The 22,458-nt window shown below is 60.9% G+C and carries 11 protein-coding genes; all 11 read right to left on the reverse strand.

All coding sequences use genetic code 11. The features are described from left to right. Window position 1: 1 nt before the first annotated feature. On the reverse strand, window positions 2–2,779 hold the full coding sequence (locus tag NUW13_03465) for a glycosyl hydrolase-related protein (protein ID MCR4438083.1): 2,778 nt from the start codon (window positions 2,777–2,779) through the stop codon (window positions 2–4). Window positions 2,780–2,885: 106 nt separating this feature from the next. Then, a complete protein-coding gene (locus NUW13_03470; protein MCR4438084.1) occupies window positions 2,886–3,707 on the reverse strand; it encodes an AAC(3) family N-acetyltransferase in 822 nt (273 codons plus the stop codon). A 181-nt stretch (window positions 3,708–3,888) separates the two neighbouring features. After that, window positions 3,889–4,992, reverse strand: coding sequence for a DUF5009 domain-containing protein (locus NUW13_03475; GenBank protein MCR4438085.1), 1,104 nt, complete (start codon window positions 4,990–4,992; stop codon window positions 3,889–3,891). 13 nt (window positions 4,993–5,005) lie between these two features. Next, on the reverse strand, window positions 5,006–5,650 hold the full coding sequence (locus NUW13_03480) for a hypothetical protein (GenBank protein ID MCR4438086.1): 645 nt from the start codon (window positions 5,648–5,650) through the stop codon (window positions 5,006–5,008). A 16-nt stretch (window positions 5,651–5,666) separates the two neighbouring features. Next, window positions 5,667–6,419 carry a uroporphyrinogen-III C-methyltransferase gene (locus NUW13_03485; protein ID MCR4438087.1) on the reverse strand — a complete coding sequence of 251 codons (753 nt, stop codon included), beginning with the start codon at window positions 6,417–6,419 and terminating at the stop codon, window positions 5,667–5,669. Between the two features lie 15 nt (window positions 6,420–6,434). Beyond that, entirely contained in the window at window positions 6,435–7,403 is a 969-nt protein-coding gene (locus tag NUW13_03490; protein ID MCR4438088.1) for a PorV/PorQ family protein, read from the reverse strand. A gap of 4 nt (window positions 7,404–7,407) precedes the next feature. Beyond that, the gene (locus NUW13_03495) at window positions 7,408–9,435 is read right to left on the reverse strand and encodes a hypothetical protein (protein MCR4438089.1); all 2,028 of its coding nucleotides are present in this window, start codon (window positions 9,433–9,435) and stop codon (window positions 7,408–7,410) included. A 101-nt stretch (window positions 9,436–9,536) separates the two neighbouring features. Continuing rightward, window positions 9,537–12,473 carry a carboxypeptidase-like regulatory domain-containing protein gene (locus NUW13_03500; protein ID MCR4438090.1) on the reverse strand — a complete coding sequence of 979 codons (2,937 nt, stop codon included), beginning with the start codon at window positions 12,471–12,473 and terminating at the stop codon, window positions 9,537–9,539. After that, window positions 12,470–15,001: a family 10 glycosylhydrolase gene (locus tag NUW13_03505; protein ID MCR4438091.1), complete on the reverse strand. Its 2,532-nt coding sequence runs from the start codon at window positions 14,999–15,001 to the stop codon at window positions 12,470–12,472. The genes NUW13_03500 and NUW13_03505 overlap by 4 nt, the downstream gene beginning before the upstream one ends. Window positions 15,002–15,021: 20 nt before the next feature. Further along, window positions 15,022–16,401, reverse strand: a complete 1,380-nt coding sequence (locus NUW13_03510; protein MCR4438092.1) for a T9SS type A sorting domain-containing protein — start codon at window positions 16,399–16,401, stop codon at window positions 15,022–15,024. Window positions 16,402–16,640: 239 nt separating this feature from the next. Then, window positions 16,641–22,232, reverse strand: coding sequence for a T9SS type A sorting domain-containing protein (locus NUW13_03515; protein MCR4438093.1), 5,592 nt, complete (start codon window positions 22,230–22,232; stop codon window positions 16,641–16,643). Window positions 22,233–22,458 lie beyond the last annotated feature (226 nt).

A 22,458-nucleotide genomic window follows, 5' to 3' on the forward strand; every position in this document is an offset into this window, starting at 1 on the left:
CTCAGTCCAACCAGACCTCAACGCTCACGATCTTGTTCTTGCTGGCCACCACCTCCACACTTCTTCCGGCCACCTCGGCTGGGCCTATGGGCTTCTCATTCAGCTTCACTAGCTGCGCCTTGCGAACTGGCCGCCAGAAAGTGATTGTCCCTTTCACCTCCTCTTCGGTGGGATTGAACACCCTGACGATGAGCCCGTCTGTGCGCGATGACCTCTTCACCGCCGAGAGCACGAGCGTGGCCGGCTGGATATCGAGGAAGCTGAGAGTCGGGGGCAACGTGCCAGTGCTGCGCCCGCACTGCGCGAGGCGAAGTTTGAGGTTGAAACGATTGGCCTGCTCGTACACGCCGGCTTGCTCCCATGTGCCTGCATAGGGAAAGATCGCGTAGTCGAAGGTGAATGGTCGCAGGCATTGGCACATCACCTGGGTCTCGTCGGTCGCCACATTCTCCGGGTCCGCGCCGATGATGGGGAAGCGGTAGGTGCGCACCAAGGTGAGGGCAATGCTGCGCTGTTCGTCCTCGAAAACGGCATACTCGGGCAATCCGATGTTGAGGATCGCCAGCCCGTGTCCCTCTCCCTGCACGCCGCAGAACATGTATTGCGGGTAGTACGGCAGCATCGGCTCCTTCCAGGTGGAAGTGTCCGGGAGGTGGATGTCCCGCTCCGTCACGTCAAAGTGCGTCTCTGAGTAGGACCTTCGCGCGGCGCCATAGCCCGATGGGAACATGGCCAGCAGCTTGTGGTCGCGCACATGGTTGGTGAGCTCGGTTCGCACCTCCAGGCAAGGCGAGCCCTTCTTCAATGTCACATACGAGACAATCTCAAACGGCACTCTTTCTGGATTGCGCCGACTTCCATCGGCAAGGGCGTCTTTGGGCAGCATCATCGTCACCTTGACGCGATACTGGACCATGAGCGGGCCGTCAAGCACCTTGCCTACCTCGGCCTGCGCTCCAATGCTGGTGATGACTTCGTCGAGGTCGGCCGACCGCTGCGTGGCGTGGTCACCCACATCGGAAAAATCCTGAAAATAGTGCAAGCCCTGGTAGGTCGTGCCGCTGGTCTTGCACAGGAGGTCAATCCGCCCATCGTCGGCAATCTCGGCGCGCAGGTGTTCATTCTCCAACACATTCGCGGCAGGCGACAGGCTGCCGTAGTTCAGCTTGCGCCCAGGTTGTGGCTTGATGACGAACGACCGGTAGCCCACGCCAGGGACCTCACTCAGCGCAATGGCGCAATGCACCCGGCGTGCCTTGTACGGGATGGGAAACTCGTACGGGTTCTTGACGATGGGGCCAAAAGGGTAGGAACGGATGAACTGCACGGGAAGCTGAGCGCCTGACTCGTCCTCCACAGTGAACCATCTGGCTGCAGTCTCCTCGGGGAGGTCGATCACTGCGGTTACCACTTCGGAGCGCCGGTATTGCGTCGGATTGAAGGCCACAAGGCAGATGGCGTCTCCGGGCAGACGGGCGTTGTCAATCTTGGCGACGATGTGCGCCAGTGCCCGCCTGGTAACGTTGTCGGCGAGATGGCGGACCTGCCGATTGCCGTACTCCACGTCCTCGTGCACCAGGTCCACACTGCACCCCGCAATGCTGTCGTGGGACTGGTTGGCCAGGTGATATTTCCAGGCCAGGCGCAGCAGGCCTTCCGGGTACTCCATGCCCAAGAGACTAGCAAGGGCTGCCCAAGTGTCGGCGTTCTTCTGCAACTTGAGCTCGCAGGTCCGGTTCTGTTGCTTCAGGTACATCCTGGCGCACAGCATGCCTGGAAAGAGATTCTGCCAGAGCCCGTCCACCATGGTGTAGCGAAACTCGCTACGCATGACCTTAAGGTCTTTGGCCCGCGCCTTGACTGCCTGCACATAGTCGTAAAACGAGCTGTGGATGTAGGTATCGCCCGTGTTGAGTTTGTTGGCCTCAGCGATAATTTCGGGCGTGCGCGGATAGGGATTGACCTGGTCCATGCCGTCCAAGTAGAGAAGCTGGTCGCAGGTGGCGCCTTTGATCGCGTGACCCTTTATCTCCGCGAGCGCCCTTGGCAAGTTCTCCAGGTACAGCTTGTCCAGGTGTTTTCCTTCCAGAAGCCAGTAGTCAAAGCCGCACAGCTCCTCATCGCAGGGATGAAACGGCAGTTGCCCCTCGCGCCAGTGGTAATCCCATTCAAACGGCCATTTGTTCAGGGCCACTGGACGATAGACATGCACATACCAGTTGGCGCGCCCGTACGGGTTCACCGCGCGCATGCCCATGATCCTGCTGCCATCTGGCGCTTCCCAAATGAACTCGTGCTTTGTGATGCGGTCATTGTTCCCCCTGTAGAAGAACATGTGGTCGAGGTCGAACCCTAAGTAGATTTGGGGCATTTGCGAGGATTGACCAAAGGAGAACGGGCTGTAGCCTGACCACTTCTGCCCTTCCCACTCTTCAGTGATGAGGGTACCCATGAGCAGATTGCGCACAATGGACTCGCCGCTGATTTCCGGCGTGTCCGGGAGCGTGTACCATGGCCCAATCTGGATGCGTCCTTCAGCAACCAGGCGCCGCAGCACCGGCTCGTTTTCCGGCTTGATGGCCAGATGGTCTTCCAGAGGAATAGTCTGGGAATCCAGCAGAAAGTACTTATACTCGGGATTGGTTTCCAGAAGCTTGATGAGCGCATCGAACATGTCCACCAGAAGCATGCGGAACTCCTGGAACGGGTAGCGCCATTCGCGGTCCCAATGGGTGTGGGATACGACGTGGATGGTGTAAGGGCCATGTACGTCTTGCATAGGCTTCTCCTTCCTGCTCTACGCCGGACGCGGAGCGCTAATCTACCAAATCCGCGCGGGATTGTCAAGCAATTCTTGAGCTGCCAGAAGCTCCAGGGGCTTTCGTCTACGGTGTTCCCCCGTGCGGGAATGCCCTTCTCCTTTCGTCACAGGCCGGGCAGGTACCGGGTGCGCAGAGGAGCAGATACGGGTGTTTCCGGAAGAAGCGCAACCCCTCACTGAGGAGCAAATCCAACTGCAGCAGGTAGGCCCAAAAGGGGCCCCGGGTCACGCGCCGCACCTTCTTGCGGCTAAGGAGGTACCTTTCAAACGCCACAAAGTTCTTGGAGCAGCCTGGCACTTCACGAAGGGGCTGCTCTCCTGCCACTGAGACCCCCACCGGCAAGACACCGATGTGGTTCCATGGAAAATGCCCAGCCCAGGGCACGGGCGCTTTGACCTCCAGATAGTGGCAGAAGCTCAGAGCCGAAAAGTCTACACCAAGCAAGAGCGCGCACGCCTGTGCCTGTTCGGCCAGCCAGGCCAGGACGCTTCCGTCTCCGAGCGGACTCTCAGGAGCATTGTCCTCTCCGATGCTCCGGGCCGCTTCGCCCCAGAGCAAGAAGGAGTGGGTGGCAGAGCGAGTCCTGACGACCTCGGGCATAGTGCGAAACACTTCGGAAAGGGCTCCCACCTTGCCGGGCGTAGACGCCGCATCGAACACCTCGCACGGGCCGCGCTGGCGTTTGAAACAGTAGGTAAACGCCGGCATCACTACCGACCCTGACGGCCCCACATGCTGCTGCACCACCTCGATGAGCCTCTCAGCAGTTATTCCAGGAAAGGCAGAGCGCAGTCTGCGCAGCGAGGCATGCACGATGACGTGCTGACCAGGGCGCAGCCCGAGCTCGTCAAGAAAGTCCTCGAAGAGTGTGGTTCTTTCGCGCATGTATTCTGGTTCCTCTTCCCCTGCGTAGCATTCGCTGTCCCTGCGGCAAGACATGTGGCGTTCTATTCGCTGGCTCGTCGAGATTTCACGCTGGGAAACATGCACCACTGCGCGGAGGCAAGGCCCGGGCTCGCCGTCAGCCGCCTGGGGCGGGAAGGTGTCAGGGCAACAACCAACGGCCTCAGACCTTCCAGAAGAGCTTGCGGCGGTACATCCAGTAGACCACCAGCCACCAGAAAAAGAGGTAGGCACAGGTGTAGGCCCAGGACCCCGTGGTCACCCCGAGATGGCAATCCAGCCACCGCCATAATGCCTCGCGCAACAAGAGAGTGCCCCCACCAACTGCGACCTGCCACTCCTGCAAGGTGTGCACGCGCACCATGATGGATACAAAGTAGACGGTGATGGCGTTCATCCCGAAGACCACGAAGGGGAACGCCCAACGCCTGCAGCCTCTGCCTTCAATCAGCCAGTGGAAGAGCGCCAACAGGAGCGTGGCAATTCCTACAGCGAAGAGGATGAACGAGGCAGTCCACAGCGCTTTGAGGAGCGGATGCTGGATGCTCCACAACAGGCCCAGCCCAAGGGTCGCCACACCTATGAGCACAAGGAGGCGCACGCGGCTCACCACGCCGCCAGTCCCACTGCGCAGGAGGTCGCCCACCAGGCTGCCACCGCCCACCAGCGCGCCGGTGGGCACGATGGAAATCGCGCCGGCTAAGTGATATCGCGCCAAGTACCTCTGGTTCAAATAGCCGATGATGTTTCGGTCTGCCAAGAGAGTGCCGCCGGGACAGCCCGCAAATGGCACGAAGGAAAGAAGCGCCCAATGCGCAACAAGGAGAAGCACCACAAGGGCGGCGCGCAGCGGCGGCGAAAGCAGATATGCCAGCGCTCCCACCAGGTACGCGAGGCCGATTAGCTGCAGCACATCAAGGCCGACCACCACCCGCCTGGCAATGCTGGAAACCAGCACTATGCCCAGGAGCACCAGCACCGTCGTCCGCCGCAGCGCCTTTGCCAAGTAGGCGCGCTGTGGGCCGCCCTTCGCTCTGAAGGCAGCGTACGAAAACGGAATGGCCACCCCCACGCAAAAGAGAAACAAGGGAAAGATCAAATCACAGAAGGTAACCCCTTCTCCCCAGGCTGCATGACGAAACCAGGAGGGGTACGCCTGGTCATGGACAGTGTTGTTGACCATCAGCATTGCGGCAATGGTGAACCCGCGCAAGGCATCTAACGAGGCAAGCCGGGTGGTGGCGGGTTTGCGCGGCGGCTGTCTCATTGACGAGAGGTTCTCAGAAAGCAATCTGCAAACCCAAAGTGCAGAAAAGGCTCTGCAGGCCGCTGACATTTTCCAGACGGAGAGCGAGCGCTGGCCAGAGCTCGCCCACGATGAGACGATATCCCATTTCCACGACCAAGCCAAAACGCCAAACCACGTCCATACGTGCCCCCAGGCTGCCCTCGAAGGCCCAGCTCCATTCCTCCTGTTGGCGGGCAGGCACCAACACTTCCTCCAGCTGGTAGGCTCCGCGCCTGCTCCGCCAGTGATGAAGGCCAACGCCTCCCCCGACGAAGGAATGCACGCCCTGCCACGACGCCAAGGCATAGCTTCCGCGCACTGTTGCGCTTGTCGAACTGAAGGACAGGTCCAAGTCGCGGTAGTAGAGACGCGAAGTGTTCTCCTGTGCGAATTCCAAAAACTCAACCCCCGCTCGCCAGGACCAACCCCTGTTCAGCCATTTCCTCGCTTCAATTCCCACCAGCCGCGCGCTCGGCGCGAACCAATTTTGCAAGCTGCCAATGGGTGCGGCCATGCCCCAGTGCACTTGTGCGCACCATTGACCTGAGTCTTCAGCGCCGCACACGCCGGCCGTTATCAAGTTGAAGGTCATCCCCAGCAGGAGGGCCATTTTCTTGTGGGCTCCGACGTCAGCCACCAACGCTCAGTCTCCCTCAGTACACAAACACCAATGCACACGCCAGTTCCGCTACGCTTGTCACAGGGAAACGCTCGTACTGGCCCCCACGTTTCGGGAACACCGTGCTGTACCTTCCGCTTAGGCGAAAGTGCAGGAAGCGTTGCACCATGAGCTCGGCGCCCACCTCAAAGGTCGCCGCGTAGACTACGCCCTTACGCACCTCAGCGTGGTTGTAATAGTCGTAGGCAAAGACATAGCCAAGCTCGGGGAATTCTTTCTGCCAGACCTCGTGCAAGCGCAGCGTGCGCTCATAGAACCAAGGTCCGGCGCCGGTGGTCAGGCACAGGGCAGCCCTGCTGGTCTGCGGCCAGCGCAGAGCAACGAACGGCACCAGTTGTCTCATGTACAGGTGTTGATCTGGCGTCAAAGTGGCCCGATATGACTTGTCCCTGGACTGCAAGTCACGCACATAGTTGCCGTAGAATCGCTGCCAGAACGCCCAGTTCCACTGCTCGACCGCTCTGTCCTGCTCGATCGTCAGGTCGCAATAGCCAACCCGCACCCCCACGGCCACGAGGCGCGACAGGCGCAGTGAGGCTGCTCCTCCTGCTCCCCAACCGGTCGCCTGGCGCAGATGCTGGTCTTTCTTCAGCCCGAGCCCCTGACCGGAGGAGGCCCAGGCCGCAAGCGATTCCAGACGCGGCCTCTGACCAGAGGCCACAGGACAGGTCGCGCCCAGAACTATGGCGACCCACGAGGTCACGTGGAGGACGAATTTCCACTTCACAGCGACACTTCCTCATCAAAACTCGGCGCAGAAACTCATGCGCAGCACCGACTGCAGGCGACGGTAGTCAGTGTGGGCAAGGTCAAAGCCAACGAGCCCACGCCCAGTGCTCTTCTTGAAGCCGCACCCTATGGTGAGGCCATCCTCGTCGTAGTTGAACTTGTAACCAACGCGCAGCGCCACCACATTGGCCAACCAGCATTCTGCGCCCACGTGCAGGCGCTCGCTGTAGTCGCTCGGATGCAGCGCATCGGCGGCCAGAGTCAGACGATATGGGCTGCTCTGCCCACCCAGCAGTTCTATAGCCGCACCGAGCCGAAAGACCATAGGCATCTTGAACGAGTCGCCGATGTAGCGGCTGTCCACCCCAAAGTTCTGCACATAGCCGCCAATGCGAAAAGACCGGAACCCAGTGGTGTAGACCATCCCCAAGTCGACGAGCACGTTGTCTGAGGTGTAGACCGCGATGCGCTCCCGGACGTAGCGAAGGGTAAGACCGTAAGCAAACCAGGCCGTTGCCTGCTGGGCAAAGGAGAGCCCAATGGCCGCCGCATCTGCCGTGTAGGTGCCGCGCACAATATAAGCGCCACCCGGGTTGTCAACGTCCGCGTTGAGCGTCTCCACCATCTCACCCAGGTCCAGCCGGTTGATGCTGACGCCGCACACCCCCATGCGCCGCGGAAGCCTTAGGGCAATAGAGCAGGCCTGGTGGCTTGTCTCGGCAAGATAGGAGGCATACGACACGCTCAGCGCACGGCTACCCGCAAGGTGAGCGAGAAGCGCTGGGTTGACGAACAGCGCCTCGGGCCCTCCATCCAGCAGCGCCACACCCACCTCGCCCATAGCCGCCGCACGCGCGGTGACTGGGATCTCCAGGAAGGTGTAGCCCGCCGTGCCAACCTTGCGGAACTGCCCCTTTCCCGGGGTGGCCATGCAGGCCAGCAGCACGAAGACAAAGACCAACCGTGACACCGCGCGTGCCATGCCTTCACCTCACAATGCAAAACTTGCCGATGCGCGTAGCCCCTCTCGTGGCCGGCGCATGGGAGGTGATATGGTAAATGTAGAACCCACTCTCGGCAAATTGGCCAAAATCGGTCACCTGATCCCACTGCGCAATCCCCGTGTCTTCGGTGTGCTCGATCCTTGCCACCAGGTCGCCGCGAATCGTGTAGATGCGAATGGTGCACGGGCTGGGGATATTCATGAACGATATCACATCCTGGGCACCGGGAGTAATGAAACCGGACCGCATGACGAATGGGTTAGGCACCACGAGTATCTGGTCGAGCGTCGTATTCACCGGCGAGAAGGTGGCCACAAATGGGGAAACCGTATGGTTCGGGTAGTATGAGCTCTCCAGACTGGGGACACGGTTGCTGTTTGTCTCCGGAAACACGGCTGCGGGATCAGGCGGCCAATGGTCATGCCCGGTATCGAAGGCCGAAACCGCATAGTAGTAGCCGAAGCCCACCACGACCCCAGTGTCGACGAACGTGTAAATGTGTGCAACCGGGTCGAAGAGGCTGGGGTCCCTGGCTGCCACCTCGGCGATCTGCTGCCATGGACCTATGGGCAGATAGTCGGAGCGATAGATGCGATAGCCTGCCAGGTCGTAGGCCTCTGCACCGGAGTAGTCAGAATCGGGCAGGTACTGGCCGGCATCATCCCAGCGGATGACGTTTCCCACTCTGGCCCCGGTCAGTCGCGAAAGCTCAATCCTGTCCGGTGCCGCTGGTGGATCCGGCACGTTGTAGTGATGGTCGAAGTTGAACTGTGCCCGCTGAGCCGTGGCATTGAGGTCGGCCAAACTCCCCATGGCAATGTCCTGCTCTGTAACGTTGGCAGCAAACGCTATCTCGGAACGCACACTGCCGATCACCTCGGCCATCACCACACGCAGCGAGTCTCCAGGGCGCAAATCCCAAGGGCCGAGGGATACCATGGTCCACATGCGCGCCTTGCCCCAGCGCTCGTCAGCCAGACCTTGCGGAAAGAGGATGGCCTGATAGGCGTTGCGCAGATCGCGCATGGCATTGTACCATTGTTCGTTCGTCTCCAGGCCAGTGAACGGGAAGGCATGGGCAGGGTCGCTCACCGACCAGCCAACCTGGTTGATAGTATTTGCCTGACCGCGCTTGTCCGGCGAGACGTAGAGAAACTTTATCCCTGCGAAGGCAGGCGCCAACCACTCCTTGCCGCTGCGCGGCCCACCGCGGCCGTAGAGGTACGGGTCAAACTTCTCATTGCCGGCGGCCTGCGTGTAGTCGTCCGCCCAGCCGTAGACCATCCGTTGGCGTGCATCATACAAGAAGCGGTTGTTCAAGGCACCCGGTGGCAGCTGGGGAAAGAGCATAGTCCAACCCCGCGCATTGATGGCGAACGCGTAGGTGAAAAGAAGATACAGGTCCTGCAGAGTGGAATCCTGGGCCAAGATGCGGTACACTTCGGGTGAGGCCACCCCGGGGTCGAAGATGTGCGGTTCGCGGGCAATGTTGGTGATGACATAGTCGATGATGATGTACTTTTCGTCCTTCGCCGAGCCACTCCAGCAACGGACAGTGCGCTTCACGCGCACCGGCAAGAAGCGCGGCGGGCGATAGGGGAAGCGGTACTGCGGATTGAATTCCCAGGCGGTGTCCACCACCTCTTCGCCCTCGCCCGGATCCGTTCGCAACCAGTGGTTCTCCCCATTTGGCCAACGCAGACCATGGCGGAGCAACAAGTAAGGACTGTCGGTCGTGGAGAGCCCCACCGAGGTGGCAAACATGGCCCAGTCGGCAACCCCCCAGACGCTGTCCTGGGTGGAGGCGCGCAACGCTCCTGCCCAAAATCCGCCGCCCACGTGGTGGCTGGTGCCCCCGCCCACCTGTTGCGGAATCAGCTCAGGGTCAAAGCCGGGCCAATCCATGCCATAGCCCTTGCGGGCCCAATTCTGGAAGACTGGTCCCATCTTGGCCACATTCACCGTCTCCCACAACTGCCCACGCGTCAGCGAAATGGCAGTGGCCTCCACCTGCGCGGTGCTCCTCGTAGCGGAAAGCATACACGTCGCAGCACACGCTATCAAGAGCCGGCGGCGGACCGCAATTCTTTGTCGCAGCCGAGAGAGCATAATCAGAATCCCAATCCAACCGTGAAATAGACCTCCCGCGGCGCGTTGCGATAGGCCCGGAAGTAATTGAGCTTGTAGATCTTCGCCTGCGGGTCGTTCGGGTTATCGCTCGTGGGCGGTGTGTCCCTGCTCACGCCGTACTCCACCCAGTTGCGGAGCTCTTCCCCGGCAAGTGGCGTAAGCCAGCGATTATTGAACAGGTTCTCAATGCGCACCGAGAGGCGAGGTTGCAGCGTGCCGAGGGCGACCCGCACCGAGATACCCAAATCGGTCTTGGCCTCCAGCGGGTAGCGCCTATTGTTGACCACGTCGGTAAACTCATCGTAGCTGGTCACGTAAGTGAATGGCGATCCACTGCGTGCCTGGTATATCATGGTGAACACCAGGTCCTTGAGCGGTTCACCACCCAGCAGTTCTCGCCACAGGTGACCGGGCACCGTGTAGGAAACCAATGCGCGAAATGAGTGAGTTCGGTCCTCTTCGGCGAGAAAGTCGTTGGCGCTGCGCCGCTCCACCACGCTTCGCGGGTCATTGGGGTCCTGGTAGATGTCGATGGCACCGTAGGCTCCTTGGGACGTGCGGGCAAAGGCGTAACTCAAGCGATATTTCCAGTCCCCCGGGGCTACCTTTTCCAGGGCCACTTCGATGCCGCGCGAGGCGCCGTAGCCATTGTTCTCATAGGTGAGGTAATAGGGATTCTGGGGCGCCTCCTGCTGCGAACCGGTGGGTGAGTGCACGCGGGCACTCACCGTCTGGCTCACGCGGTCATTGTAGTAGGCAGCCAGATCCACGCGATGGGTGCCGCCGAGGCTTTGCTGCAATCCCACTTCATAGCTGATGGTCTTTTTGAATCCGAGGTCGGCATTGCCGTACATGCGCCATCCCTGCCATGTGTTCCTGGAGAGCGCATGCCGGAAGAGCGGCATGGAGTGGAAGTGGCCATACTGCAGACGGAAGGCGGTGTGCTCCCCTACCGGGAACGAGAGCCCGAAACGAGGGGCAACGGCAAGGTGACTCTCAGGGCGCCGTGTCCGCGGGTCGCCCACATCGCCCACGTACGGGCCCCCTCCTTGGCCTGTTCCCTGGTAGAACGGTCGAAAACGGTCTAGGGGCACGGGTATGTTCATGTTGAAGGCGTCGAAACGCAACCCGGCGTTGACCACCATGCCTTGGAACTCCATCTTGTCCTGCACATACGTGGCAACGTATCGCGGATAGGCGTGATAGTACTCGGCAAAGCCCGAGTAGGCGACAAAGGCATTGATACGCGCTCCGGACTCGCCCGCGTAGCGTGTGTCCCAATACTGTCCGCGAACGCCACATTTCACTTGGTGTCGTGCGTTCACCTGACTGGTCAAGTCCGCGCTCAGGTTCCAGACATCTGTTTGCGCATCGAGCGCATAGAGGGAAGTAAACTCGTAGACGATGCGCCGGAAATCTTCGTCCCACGGGCCGGCAGGAACCAACCTCGGGTCAGTCGAGGTGATAATCGGCAGGTTCCGCTCGATGTAGCGCTCACGCTGATGCCACGCCGTCAGCTCGAAAAAGGTGCGTGGGCTGAAGACCTTTGTCCAGGTGAGCGTCTGCGTGGTGGTGATTTCGTCTTTTGGGCTTTCCAAGACCAGGCAGTACTTCCAGGTGGGGTATTGACCGATCACCGAGGCCCAGCGCACATCCTCCGAACCCGACCAGACCGCGCCGTGATGTGCCTGATACTGGCCCATGAGCTTGAGCTTATCGGCACTGCCCGCCCGCCAGCTCAGATTCAGGACGTAGTTTTGATAGACCTGCACTCGTTCAACGCTGGGGATGCGCAGGGGTGCGCGCCGGTATTCGCCGGACAGATAGAAGCGCAAACGGTCGCCTCCCCCAAGAGGGCCACCGACCCCGAACATGTAGCGCTGATAGACCAGTCTGCGATAGTCGTACACACCCAGCGGGTTCGAGGAGTTGTTTGGCCCGGGGCTATGGTTAGCCACCCAGCGGTCGTAGTAGAACGTCCTCAGCGAATCGTCCGAGATGCCCGGCGCGTTCTTGTCCCGCCACTCCTGCCACTTGGCGAACGTGCCCCAGCGCTGCCATTCGATTGTCTCTGGCCCGTACAGATAGGGGCCAAAGTGGTATTTGCCGGGCGGGCGGAGCTCGACCCGAAACTCGCCATGAAAGCGCTCCTCGCCCTCTTTGGTCACCACCTTGACCACCCCGGATTGGGCGTTTCCATATTCCGCGCTAAAGCCGCCGGAGATGATTTCCATCTGTTTCACGCCCAGTGGGTTAAAGTCGTATTTCCAGCTTGTGTTGGATTTTTCTCCGTAGAGGTTGTAACCTGGAACGCCGGTGTTCGAGGAGATCTGCTCCACGCCGTTGACCTGGAATTGCAGCTCAAATGCGCCGCCGCCGCGGATGGAAAAAGTGCCGTTGGGGTTCCGCGTCACTCCGGCATCCAGCTCCAGGACACGGCGCAGCCCCTCCACCGGCGCGGTCTCGATTTCCCGCGCCTCCATCACCTTTGCCGTGGCGGTCAGGTCACGCACCACTGCCGGCCGACTTGCCTCCACCACCAGAGGGGCCATCTCCAGCACAGTCGCCTCCAGGGAGAAATCTACGGTGCTGGTCCGGTCCACCACCACCGTCACGCCCCGCACCACCATGCTGCGGTAGCCAATCATGCGGGCTGCCACCGTGTAAGTGCCCGGGGGCACGTTGAGGATGTAATACTCCCCGTCTCTGCCGGTTGCCGCCCCGAGCGTGGTCCCCTGGATGACCACGTTGGCCCCAGGCAGGCCCTGCTTTGTCTCGGCGTCAATGACCTTCCCCGCGATCTTTCCCTTTGGCACCTGGGCCAAGGTCTGGGCCTGCCACACCCACAAGATGCCAAACGCTCCTGCGGCAGTCGCCACTCTGCGCAAGGCACGGGTGATTTTCTTGAACGCCTTCATCGAATCAAGAGTAGCTTACGCGTGCACGCACTGGGGAACTCGTCGCCCATTTGGTCGACATAGATCAGCCGGCAGAAGTAAAGGCCGCTGGGCACCTGCCCCAGCGCAAGGTTCACTCGATGCAGGCCAGGCGACGCCACCGACGTGGTTACCGTGTCCACCTCCTGCCCGAGCACGTTGAAGACCCTGACCTGCGCAGTTCCCGCTCCTGGCAGCACAAAGCACACTGTGGTCTCTCCGTTGAACGGATTCGGGTAGTTCGGCAGGAGTTGCGGTGCGGGACGCACCTGGGGCCGGGTTTCTTGCCGCACCGACGTATCCAAAACCCGTCGCAGGAGGCACGCATCCGCGACCACCATTCCAGAGTCCACCGCATTGACGACCATGATGCTGGAGAACTCGCCAGCGCGAAGATAGCGCCGTCCCAACATCGACCATCCCCCACGCCCCGCACTCTGGTCAATGTAGAGCGTGTCCTGCCCGAAATGGTGGAGGACGTAGTAAGGAACCCGACGTGCCAGTTCCATAGGGCAGTTCGGGATATTGACGCTGAGCTCATACAGTCCATCCAGCCCCACTTGCGTCCACCATTGCGCCCGGTTCTCTCCCTTGCCCGGACCGCTCACTGCGTACCCCTGGCCCACAAAGTCGTTCCCCTCGCTCGCGATGCCCCAGTTGCCATAGGCTCTGAAGGTGGGCGCACCATCGTCCACCAGGAGCGAAACATGATCGGGAACAAAGCTGACCGTGAGTTGCTGCGTGCGGCACAGGTTGCCGGCCCTGTCCCGCACCCCGACCAGACGGAGCCGATAAGCCTGGCCGGCAGCAAGGGGGGTTACCTGGAGGCGCACGGCACAGGCCCCACCAGAGACCACCTCTGCGGCAAGCACGCTCCCGCCCGGCTCCAAGGCGTAGCTATCGACCCTTGTGGCCGACGTCGTGTCCACCACCCTGCTGAACTTGAGCTCGATGTGCACGCTGTCCGGCAGCAGGCAGTCATCGACTACCAGCTCTCCTACCCGGAGGAGTCGGACGGCGTCAGCGGTGACCTTGCCGCTTGCAGCGCCTCCGACGGAAATCGTCACCTTCTGCCGGTGCCGCAAGGTGTCTGCGCACAGGAAGACCCAGTCGTTGGGATTCTGGCCCTGGTCGACGACGCACGAAATTTCCGCGCTGCCCGTGAGCACGCGATAGACGACCTCCCTGGCTGCCCCTGCAATCGATGGCCATCGCGCGAAGATCTCGTAAAGCCCCTCTCGCAGCACCGAGGTCTGCCAGGTCGCTGTGGCCTGGTCAGGCCCCGCTGGCACATAGAGAGCCGTTCCTGCGTAGCCACCTTCTACCCTTTGCCAAGAGCCCGAGCATCGGAACCTAATCGGGTCGGCCTCATCGATTATCAGCTCCGTGTGTGGCGCATTGACGCGTTCGGCAAAGACACCCTGGCCGAGCACCTGCAGCGTCTGTTCTTTCATCGCGCCGTAGTACCAAATCGTCATGCCGCCGCAGGCCGATTCCCGCACCCGGCTCACCTGGAAGAGCAACGAGGCATCGTCCCGGTAGGCAATCCCAGGGTAAAGGGAGAAGGTAGCCGGCACAAGTGTCAGACTCAAGTTGAGTTGGTTTTGCAGGTCGGCGTCCGGCAGGTAGAGCATCGGCTCCAGGGCATCCACGTAGCCGCTGTCTGCCCAGACGTTCCAGGCTTGCAATTTTTCTCCGGCCAAAAGCATGTAAGGCGGGGCCACTGCGGCGCTCACCAGGAGATCGGGGCGCCTGGTTTTGACGCGCTGGTAGATGCGTCTCGCTAAGGTCGTCGTCTGCCGCTCGCGCCACCGCACCCATTGTGCCCATTCCGGATGCTTGGTGTCGATGAGGAGCGGATCGGTGCCGCCGGTCTCGGCTACGTACCGGCTGCGGGCAACCTCAGAATACGAAAATTCTGTGGACGGACAACGAATCCGATCGGTCTCAATGCCATCCAGCCCGGGGTAGCGCGCCGCTACTTCGCCGAACAGGTCCTCCATGAAGCTCACCACCTCGGGATGGGCAGGATCGAGCCAGTGAAAGAACCCGTTCTCATTGGCCACCACGGAAGAGCCATTGCGCCTGATGGCCAGCCAGTCTGGGTGTGCCGCGATGAGAGGCCCACGGACGGTGCTGTCGGAAGGGTGCGTGTGCGCCATCAGGCCGTACTCGAACCAGGCCACCACCTCCAGGCCGAAGCGATGCCCTATCTCGATGGCCTCCTGGAGCGGATCGCGGCCGGCAAACTCCGCCCGCTGCCCCGGCCCCCCTGCGGCCACCATCACCTCGCTCGGATAGATGGTTGCCCCCTGGTACTGAACGTCGACGAGCACCCGGTTGAAATGAGCCCGGGCAAGCCGGTAAAAGACCTGTTCCATGCGCGCCGGCCCGCCAAGAATCACATCTCGGCTCATCCACACGCCGCGGGCTTCCGGCAAGGGCTCCTGTGCCCATCCAAAGGTTGGGGTGACGGATAGCAGCGCCGCGACCGCCCATGCCGCCGCCATGTGCCGCACGTTCAGGCAACTCACTTCAGGAGGACCACCTTGGTAGAAGCAAGCCCTTCGCGTGCGCGGAGCTCTATCACATAGGTCCCGGTTGGCAGCTGTCCGGCGGAGAACCTCACCTCCTGCCGTCCGGCTCCCAGAGCACCGCTGAATAGCACTTGCACCTCCTCTCCCCTGGCATTGAGCACCCTCAACTGCACCACCTGCCGCTCTGCCAACTCGAAGGTGATCTTCGTCTCTGCGTTGAAGGGATTCGGATAAGCATGGAGGAGGTGGAGCGAACGTGGCGGCGTATCGGACAAACTGGAGACCCTTGAGCCTCCCCTTATGAAGGCGAAGGCGCGCCGCGCCCTGCCATCGATCACGTAGGCGGTCTTTTCGTCGCCGCTCAAGGCCACGTCCGTCGGTTCCAGCAACGGCGCCCCGTGAGGGTCGGGGCGAGACGAACTGAAGCGGGCAGGCACCTCCTCCAGTTCCACGGCAAAGTTCCCCATTATGGAGAACGCCTTTACCCAGCGCCGTGTGCTGTCCGTGCCGCACGCGTATAGATTGCCGCTGCGGTCGCAACACAGGCCGTAAGGTGTCCACCACAGCCAGGACAGGTCAGCGGCCACGTCCGTCACCCGCTGTCCCGCGTAGCCTTTCGGGTCGGTCTGCACGCCTCCGGTCCACACCGCGACGCCGCCCATGTGTCCGCTGGAGTCGCTGTTGCGCGAGGTATAGAATGGCGTGCTGCTCAGCGAATAATCTGCCCCAGGTATCACTGCCACATCGCGAATAATGCTCCGGCCGGTGCCATCGTGACCGCCCGGCTCTGAGGGGTGGTACTCGATGGGCAGAATAGGCACCCAGCTCCCTCGCGGCGCCGCCGCGTCCGTGAAGTTGTACACGCGGATGGAGGTGCGAAAGGAGACGGAAGCGTAGATGTACTTGTCCCTGTTCGCAGACAACCCGAGGACCCACGTGCCGTAGCCAGAGCCCGAGTAGGTGTTGCGTTGCTGTGGGTCACCGTCCAGGTATTCATACATGATGGCCAAGGAAGGGGTTGGCGTCCCTGGCATGCGCGAGACCACGTAAATGGTGTCGCCAATGGCCGTAATGCCCCGCGTTGACTCGATGTTCAGGTCGGTGGTGTAGTCCACCACCAGGCTGAACACTGTGTCACCAGGACTCGCCTTGAACAGGGCGTTCAACGCCCTGGGCCTGGCTGCCGAACTGGAGAGCACCCACAGGTTGTCATGGCTGTCAAAAGTGCAGAGGTAGGGATTGACCAACGAATCGGGCTGCGGGAAGCGGATGTCCATGCCAGGCTGGTAGACCCAAGGCTGCTGCGCCCTGGCGCTGAGCCCCATGCCCCATAGCAGCCCGCAAGCGACGGCAAACAGAACTCCTGCCTTCATGGCTTAACCTCCATCGGGAGGCGTTTGCGCCAAAGCTTCTCCTGCATCGGGAAAACTCGGCGGCAGCAAATGCGCGCCTCACTGTCCGGCCTTCTCGCCCGGCGGCAGGGATGAGCATCCGTCTTGGTCTCGACGAGCGGCTGCTCCCCGCAGGATAAGCGTCTAATGCATCCTTCGAGAAAATTGAGGGAGGCACCGGACCGAACCGATGCCTCCCTCGCGCGAGATCACCTCCGATCCTACTTCACCAGAACCATCCGCTTGATGCCGACAAAGTCACCGGCCTCCACCCGATAGAAGTAGACGCCGCTGGCGCAGTTTCTGCCGTCAAAGGTGAAGGTATGCACGCCGGCAGGCAAGTGGCCATGGAACAGTTCAGCCACACGCTGGCCGAGCATGTTGTACACAGTCACCCTTACCTCTGCTGTCTTCGGCAGCGCCAGCCGGAAGGTGGTGGTCGGGTTGAAGGGGTTCGGGTAGTTCTGCGTCAGTTCGAACTTGGTCGGAAGTGCGGCAGTGAGCTCTTCCACAGAGGCCGGGATGGCCTTCTTGTAGTAGGCCGCAATCCACAGGTCGACGTCAATGGCCCAGGAGAAGGTTGGGTTGAGCGTGGTGCCAAAGTCGTTGTAGGAGCCGTCACCAAAACGCTCCCACGCCCTGTTGGCACCGTTGCCCTCGCCGTCCTTGTCCATGAAAATGGCAAAGGCGTCGTTGGCAGTCGCCGGCCACTCAAAGCCGATGAACGCCGGCCCCTTGACGCGCAAAGGCGCACTGAGGAAGAACAGGTTGCCCGCGCCGGTGGTGTCCAACACATCCGTGGTGGTCACCAATGAGGCCAGCAGCGAATCCGGCGCCCCATTGGCGGCAACGGTCTTCACAACCAGCGTGAGGGTGTCGGGAGTGTCCACGACCTCCTTGTAGGCAAAGTAGTAGCGGAAGCCGAAGAGCTCGTCACCCACCTTGAAATCGAACCGCTGGTACTTGCCGATGTCGCCATAGCTGTTCGTGCCGGCAATCCACCCGGGGCCGTAGGGGTTCGGCGCTAAGATTGGGGTATTGCCGTAGAACAGCGTATCCAGGCGCTGCACCACAAAGTTGGGGTTGTTGGAGAACGCTGCCACCCCATTGTTGGTGCCCAGGATATAGTAGATGATCGTGTTGGCATCGACCGGCGCCACATCCACCGAGCCCGTGCCGTTGAGGTTGGAGGCACGGCCGATGGACGGCGAGAAGGCAATCTGGCGCGCCAACTCATCGCCCCAGGCCACATCCACCACGACCAGCTTCTCGGCATTCCCTTCACCGCGCAGATCCGGGATGTACCCGACAATGGCCTTGTGCTTGCCGTGCTCGAAGTATTTGATCTTGCTCACACCAGTGGGGAACACCGTGGTGGCAACAGTGTCGATCACCGACCCGTCAGCCCGCAAGTGCACCAACGGCCTGCCGTACGACTTGACGTAAACGGACCCGTCACCGGCTTGGGCGATATTGGGCAAGGTACTGAAAGACCCGCCCGAGCCCAGGGTGATAACCTCACCGGTGAAGGTGTGGCCGTTGTCCGAGGTGGTGAACTTGACGTAGCGGTCACCGTTAGCTACGCCGGCGTAGATGGTCAGCGTGTTGTCGCTCGCCTTCCCGTAGACGCTGATCATGTCGCCCATGCGGCCCGCGGTGCCGGTGAAGCTGATCACCGTGGTCGGTGTTGCCGTCTCGCTATCCCACCGGTACACCGTAAATGGCGTGGCCGCGGCGTCAAGCGTCATGTTGCAGACGAAGATGATGCCGTCGTCTGACACATCCACCGCATTGACCGGGAAGAAACCAACCGGTGGCTGTGGTGCCTCCATCACGCCGAGGCTATCGCCGCTGAACGCGTCGTAAATCACCACCCGATGTGGCGTACCAGAGCGCGTCACGACGTACAGCCGGTCGTTACCGTTCACCTTCCCGTAGGCCATGCCACGGGTGTAATTGGCAGGCGCAAAATAGGCAGGCAATGTGCCGGCAGCCTGGGTCTTGGCCCACAACGGCGTGAGCTGGGCGGCCGGTTCCACCGGCACTACCGGTTCGGTGACCGAGAAGTTGTCAAAGATCACCGTGCCGGGCGTGGCGTTGTACACGTAGATGCCCGGGTAGCCTTCGCTCAAGAATGGGCTTGCATCTGCATAGGGGCATCCAGGCAAGAGCATGCCATCGATCCACACCCAGAACAGGTTGCCGATTACCGTGACCTTGAAGTTGTGCCACCCGGTCTGCAGCGCCGGAAAGTCCACCCCTGGGTTCCAGTACTTGCTAATGTGCCAGCTGGCGCCATCGTAGCCCTGCAGGCGGATCTGGCCGTTATCGCCGGCCGTGGAGTTGCGGAACACCACTCGGTAGAACTTGAGCTCGTCATGCGCCGACTTGATCGCCAGTCCGGTGTACAATGGGAAAACCGGATCAGGCGGGCCGACCAGGTAGATGTCCGCCGAGACGGTATAGTCCTTGAACAGCGCGTTCTTCACGTGCGCAATGCCCGTGTAGCCCGAGTCGGTGAAGATCAGCACGTGGCTTCCCCAGGCACTGCCTGTGGAGTCGGCAATTGTCAGCGTCGAAGGACCCGTAGTTGCGTTGAACTCCCAATTCAGGTCAAAAGTGCCGTTGGTGGCACCCTCGAAGATGGGGAGCTCATACGCCACGGGCGGAAGCGGCATAAAGTCCTCGCGGAACCGCCCACGCAGCGAGTAGCCGTCGTCGTACCGAGTCGCCGAGGTGGTGTACTGGTCGCACAAGGCAATGAGGTTCATCGGCCCGCTTGGCGGCGTCCATCCATCAAGATCAGTCTCCTTGTCGATGAAGATGTAGGTGGTATCCACCCCATCGGTGACCAGCACCCGGTTCGTGCTGCTGCTGTTCTGCCCCTCTGGAGGCCAAGCCTGGGGGTTGACGATCCAGACGTTGTTGAGCTGCACCAGCAGCGCCTCATTCTCCTCGTTGAGCTCGGGGATGGTGATCAGCTTGGGCGTCAGCACGATGCCGCTGTCCACCACCGTCACGTCACTGGCCGAGGTCGGCACGATCTCGGTGATGCCGCGGAATTGGTCGATCTTGCCTTTCACTTCCACCAGGTCGCCCACTTTCAAGTTGAGGCTCACCGTGCCTGAGTAGAGCACGATGCCCGCGCTCCCTGGATCCTGCATGTAGTACTGCGTCCGCGTGCCAAAGTTCGGCGAGTTGATGACACCCCGCAAGGTCACTTCTTGGCCGAGAAGGTCCGGCCTAAAGTCACCATCGGCGTCAATCCGCGCCTCGGCTACCGTCAGAGGCCGCGTGGGTGGCAGCAACTCCACCGCACCCTCGTCCGCCCCCATGTAGGGGTAGGTGGCCGAACGCGGTTCGCCATCAATATCGGTGGTGACGGTGGCAATGGGCGTCCCGGCCAAGTCAAAGTCGCCTACCGAGGCACCGGTCAGATGCAGGTCTGTCTCGCTCACCAACTCCACGGCTTTGGCCACGGAATTGGAATCCAGACCCGACAGCGCCTGCCAGGCAGCCAACGTGGTCGCATCGGTGCCGTTCCAGAAGCCGGTACGAGCGTTGGTGGTGTCTGCCACGTAGTAATCATTGTAGTTGGCGTCCAACGTGCCTGCGGTTCCACTGCGATAGACGGCGTAGCTCTTGAAATCGCCCTCGGCAACGTAGACGATATTGTTCTTGATCGTGTTGATGCCGTTGGAGATTTCCAACCCTGTGTACAACACCACGCCAGTCCCGGGAACGATGCTCAGGTTGCGCAGGTAGATGGTGTTGTGGAACACATTGGACACCACTCCTTCGGTGGCCAGGCGGATACCCACCATCTTCAGGTTCGGGTTGGGTGCCGTGGTGGTGGCGTCGAACCCGGTGATGAAGTTGTTGTACACGTTGTACGTGCCCTTGCTCCCGCACTGAATGCCGATGATGCCATAGTCCCCGGAGGTATTGTTGGCCGTAGACAGGAGCACAATCTTGTTGTTGTAGATGTTGAGGACATCGCTAGCCGATGCGATCGTGTACCCGAAGATGCCAAAACTCATGTAGCCGGCATCCGTCTGGTTCACATAGATCTCGTTGCCAATGATGTCCGTGCTCCCGGCCCAGTTCAAAAAGATGCCGCGGGTTCTGGCCTCGATCCTGTTGCCCTTGAAGACGATGCCCTTCATCGACTCCGGAGTGATCCCTGCTCCGGGAGTCCCGAAGGTCGAAATCGCCAGGCCTTGGGCGGTGGTACGCAGCTTGTTGATGATCTCGCAGTTTTCCACTGTGACCGTGTCAGGGAGAAAGAACTTGCCGCTATCGTAGCGATAGGTAAGCAGCACGCCGTAGGTGACGTTCTGCTGCGTGACCACCTTCAAGTTCTTCACTACCGTGTTGTTCACATCGCCCACGAGCCGCAGAGGCGTGGCATTGCTGTGCGCCGTGGGTGCAGTGGTCACCAGCATGTCCCTGGTCGTGCCGTCGTCCTGGTTACTGCCGTCGATGACGATGTTGGTGGTTCTCACCAGCCCGGCAGTGGTGCTCAAGTCCCTGGTGCCAATGACCCACGCTCCAGAGAATCCCGGCGAGTCGGTGCTCTGCGTGAAGGTGATCGTCGGCGTGACGCCCGGCGCAGGCTTGAAGGTAACCGTGTACGGAGCGGGATCCACGCCCAACGCCACATTCACCGGCTCGGTCAAGTCGCTGCTGATGAGGAACGCACAGTTACCCATGATCAGGCGCTGGTTGAGCGCGTCACAGGCCGCCTTGAGCGAAGCAAACTCTGGATCGCCACCACCAGGCCTCGTTCCCGGCGCGCCGACATAGTAGAGGCCTTTTAGGAAGTTGGTGTTCACCTCATAAGCGCCAAGGCCGTTGTTAGTGCCGAGCACGAAGATGCGGTACTTCCCACCCCCAAGGTCCTGCACCGCCACGTCTCCTGTGCCATTAGGGTTGGCGTTGGTGCCCAGAGGCGGAGTAAGCGAGTAGGTCTCCGCTGCGGTGACATCGCCACCAGGTACTCTCACCACCCGAGCGTTTTCGTTGCCGGCGCCGTACTGAAAGGTGATGAAGAACTCATCTGGGCCAATGGTGCCAATGTAGCGAATGGCATTAGACCCGGTAGCTACCACGCTCCCGGGTACCGTACCGATGGGCACACCCTCGGCGGTGAACTTCATGGCGCTCTTGCCGGCCGCGTTCCAGTAGAAGCTTCCGTCAGGCAGTGGCCCCACTGAGGCGCTGCCGCCCGTAGTGCCGATGTCCAACTCTGTGGGCGTGAAGGTCGCCCCACTGTCGGCGGTGGTGAACTTGACCAAGTAGTTGGAGTTTGCAGAGGCCGCCCAGATGACTAACGAGTTGTCCGCCGCGGAACCGGTGACGGTGATCTTGTCACCCAGCCTCTTGCCCGTAGCGTCGTAGGTGATTGCAACCTTCGGCGAATCGGCCTCCGTGTTGTACACGTAGACCTTGAATGTGCCACCCACGGCCAGGTTGCACACGTAGATCTTGCCGTCTGCGGAAACACCTACGTCAGAGACCGCGTAGGTACCGCCGGCAATTCCCGTGTTGTCCAGCATGCCCAGCGAGTCGCCGGTGGCCGCGTCAAGCACGTAGATAAAGCTACCACCAAAGCGACTCACCACATACAGACGGTCATGGCCGTCCACTTTGCCGTAGTCAAAACCGCGGGTAAAGTGACCTGCGGTGTCAAACCACGGTGGCAGGGTGCCCTTGGCAACATTGCGCTCCCAGACCGTGGTAAGCTCTTCGCCGGCAAAGGCCGTCCCGGCTGCCACGACCATCAGCAGTACAACGGATAGAACCCTCCTCATACTGCCTCCTCAGTTGGACAGGAGAAGAACTCACAGCCGCTTGCTTCCCCCTTTCTGCACCCCACGACAATCCTTCGCCAGAACCTTTCTCGCCCATCACCTCCTTTCCGACTTGCTGCCCTAGTTGGCACCCCACCTGTTGTTCGGCTAATCACCTCCTTTCTCTGTGAGAAACCCCTGCCGTGAACCTTGCTGCGGACGCACTACAGTATAACACAGAAACGGC

Source organism: candidate division KSB1 bacterium (assembly GCA_024655945.1).
Lineage (GTDB): Bacteria > Zhuqueibacterota > Zhuqueibacteria > JANLFK01 > Oleimicrobiaceae > Oleimicrobium.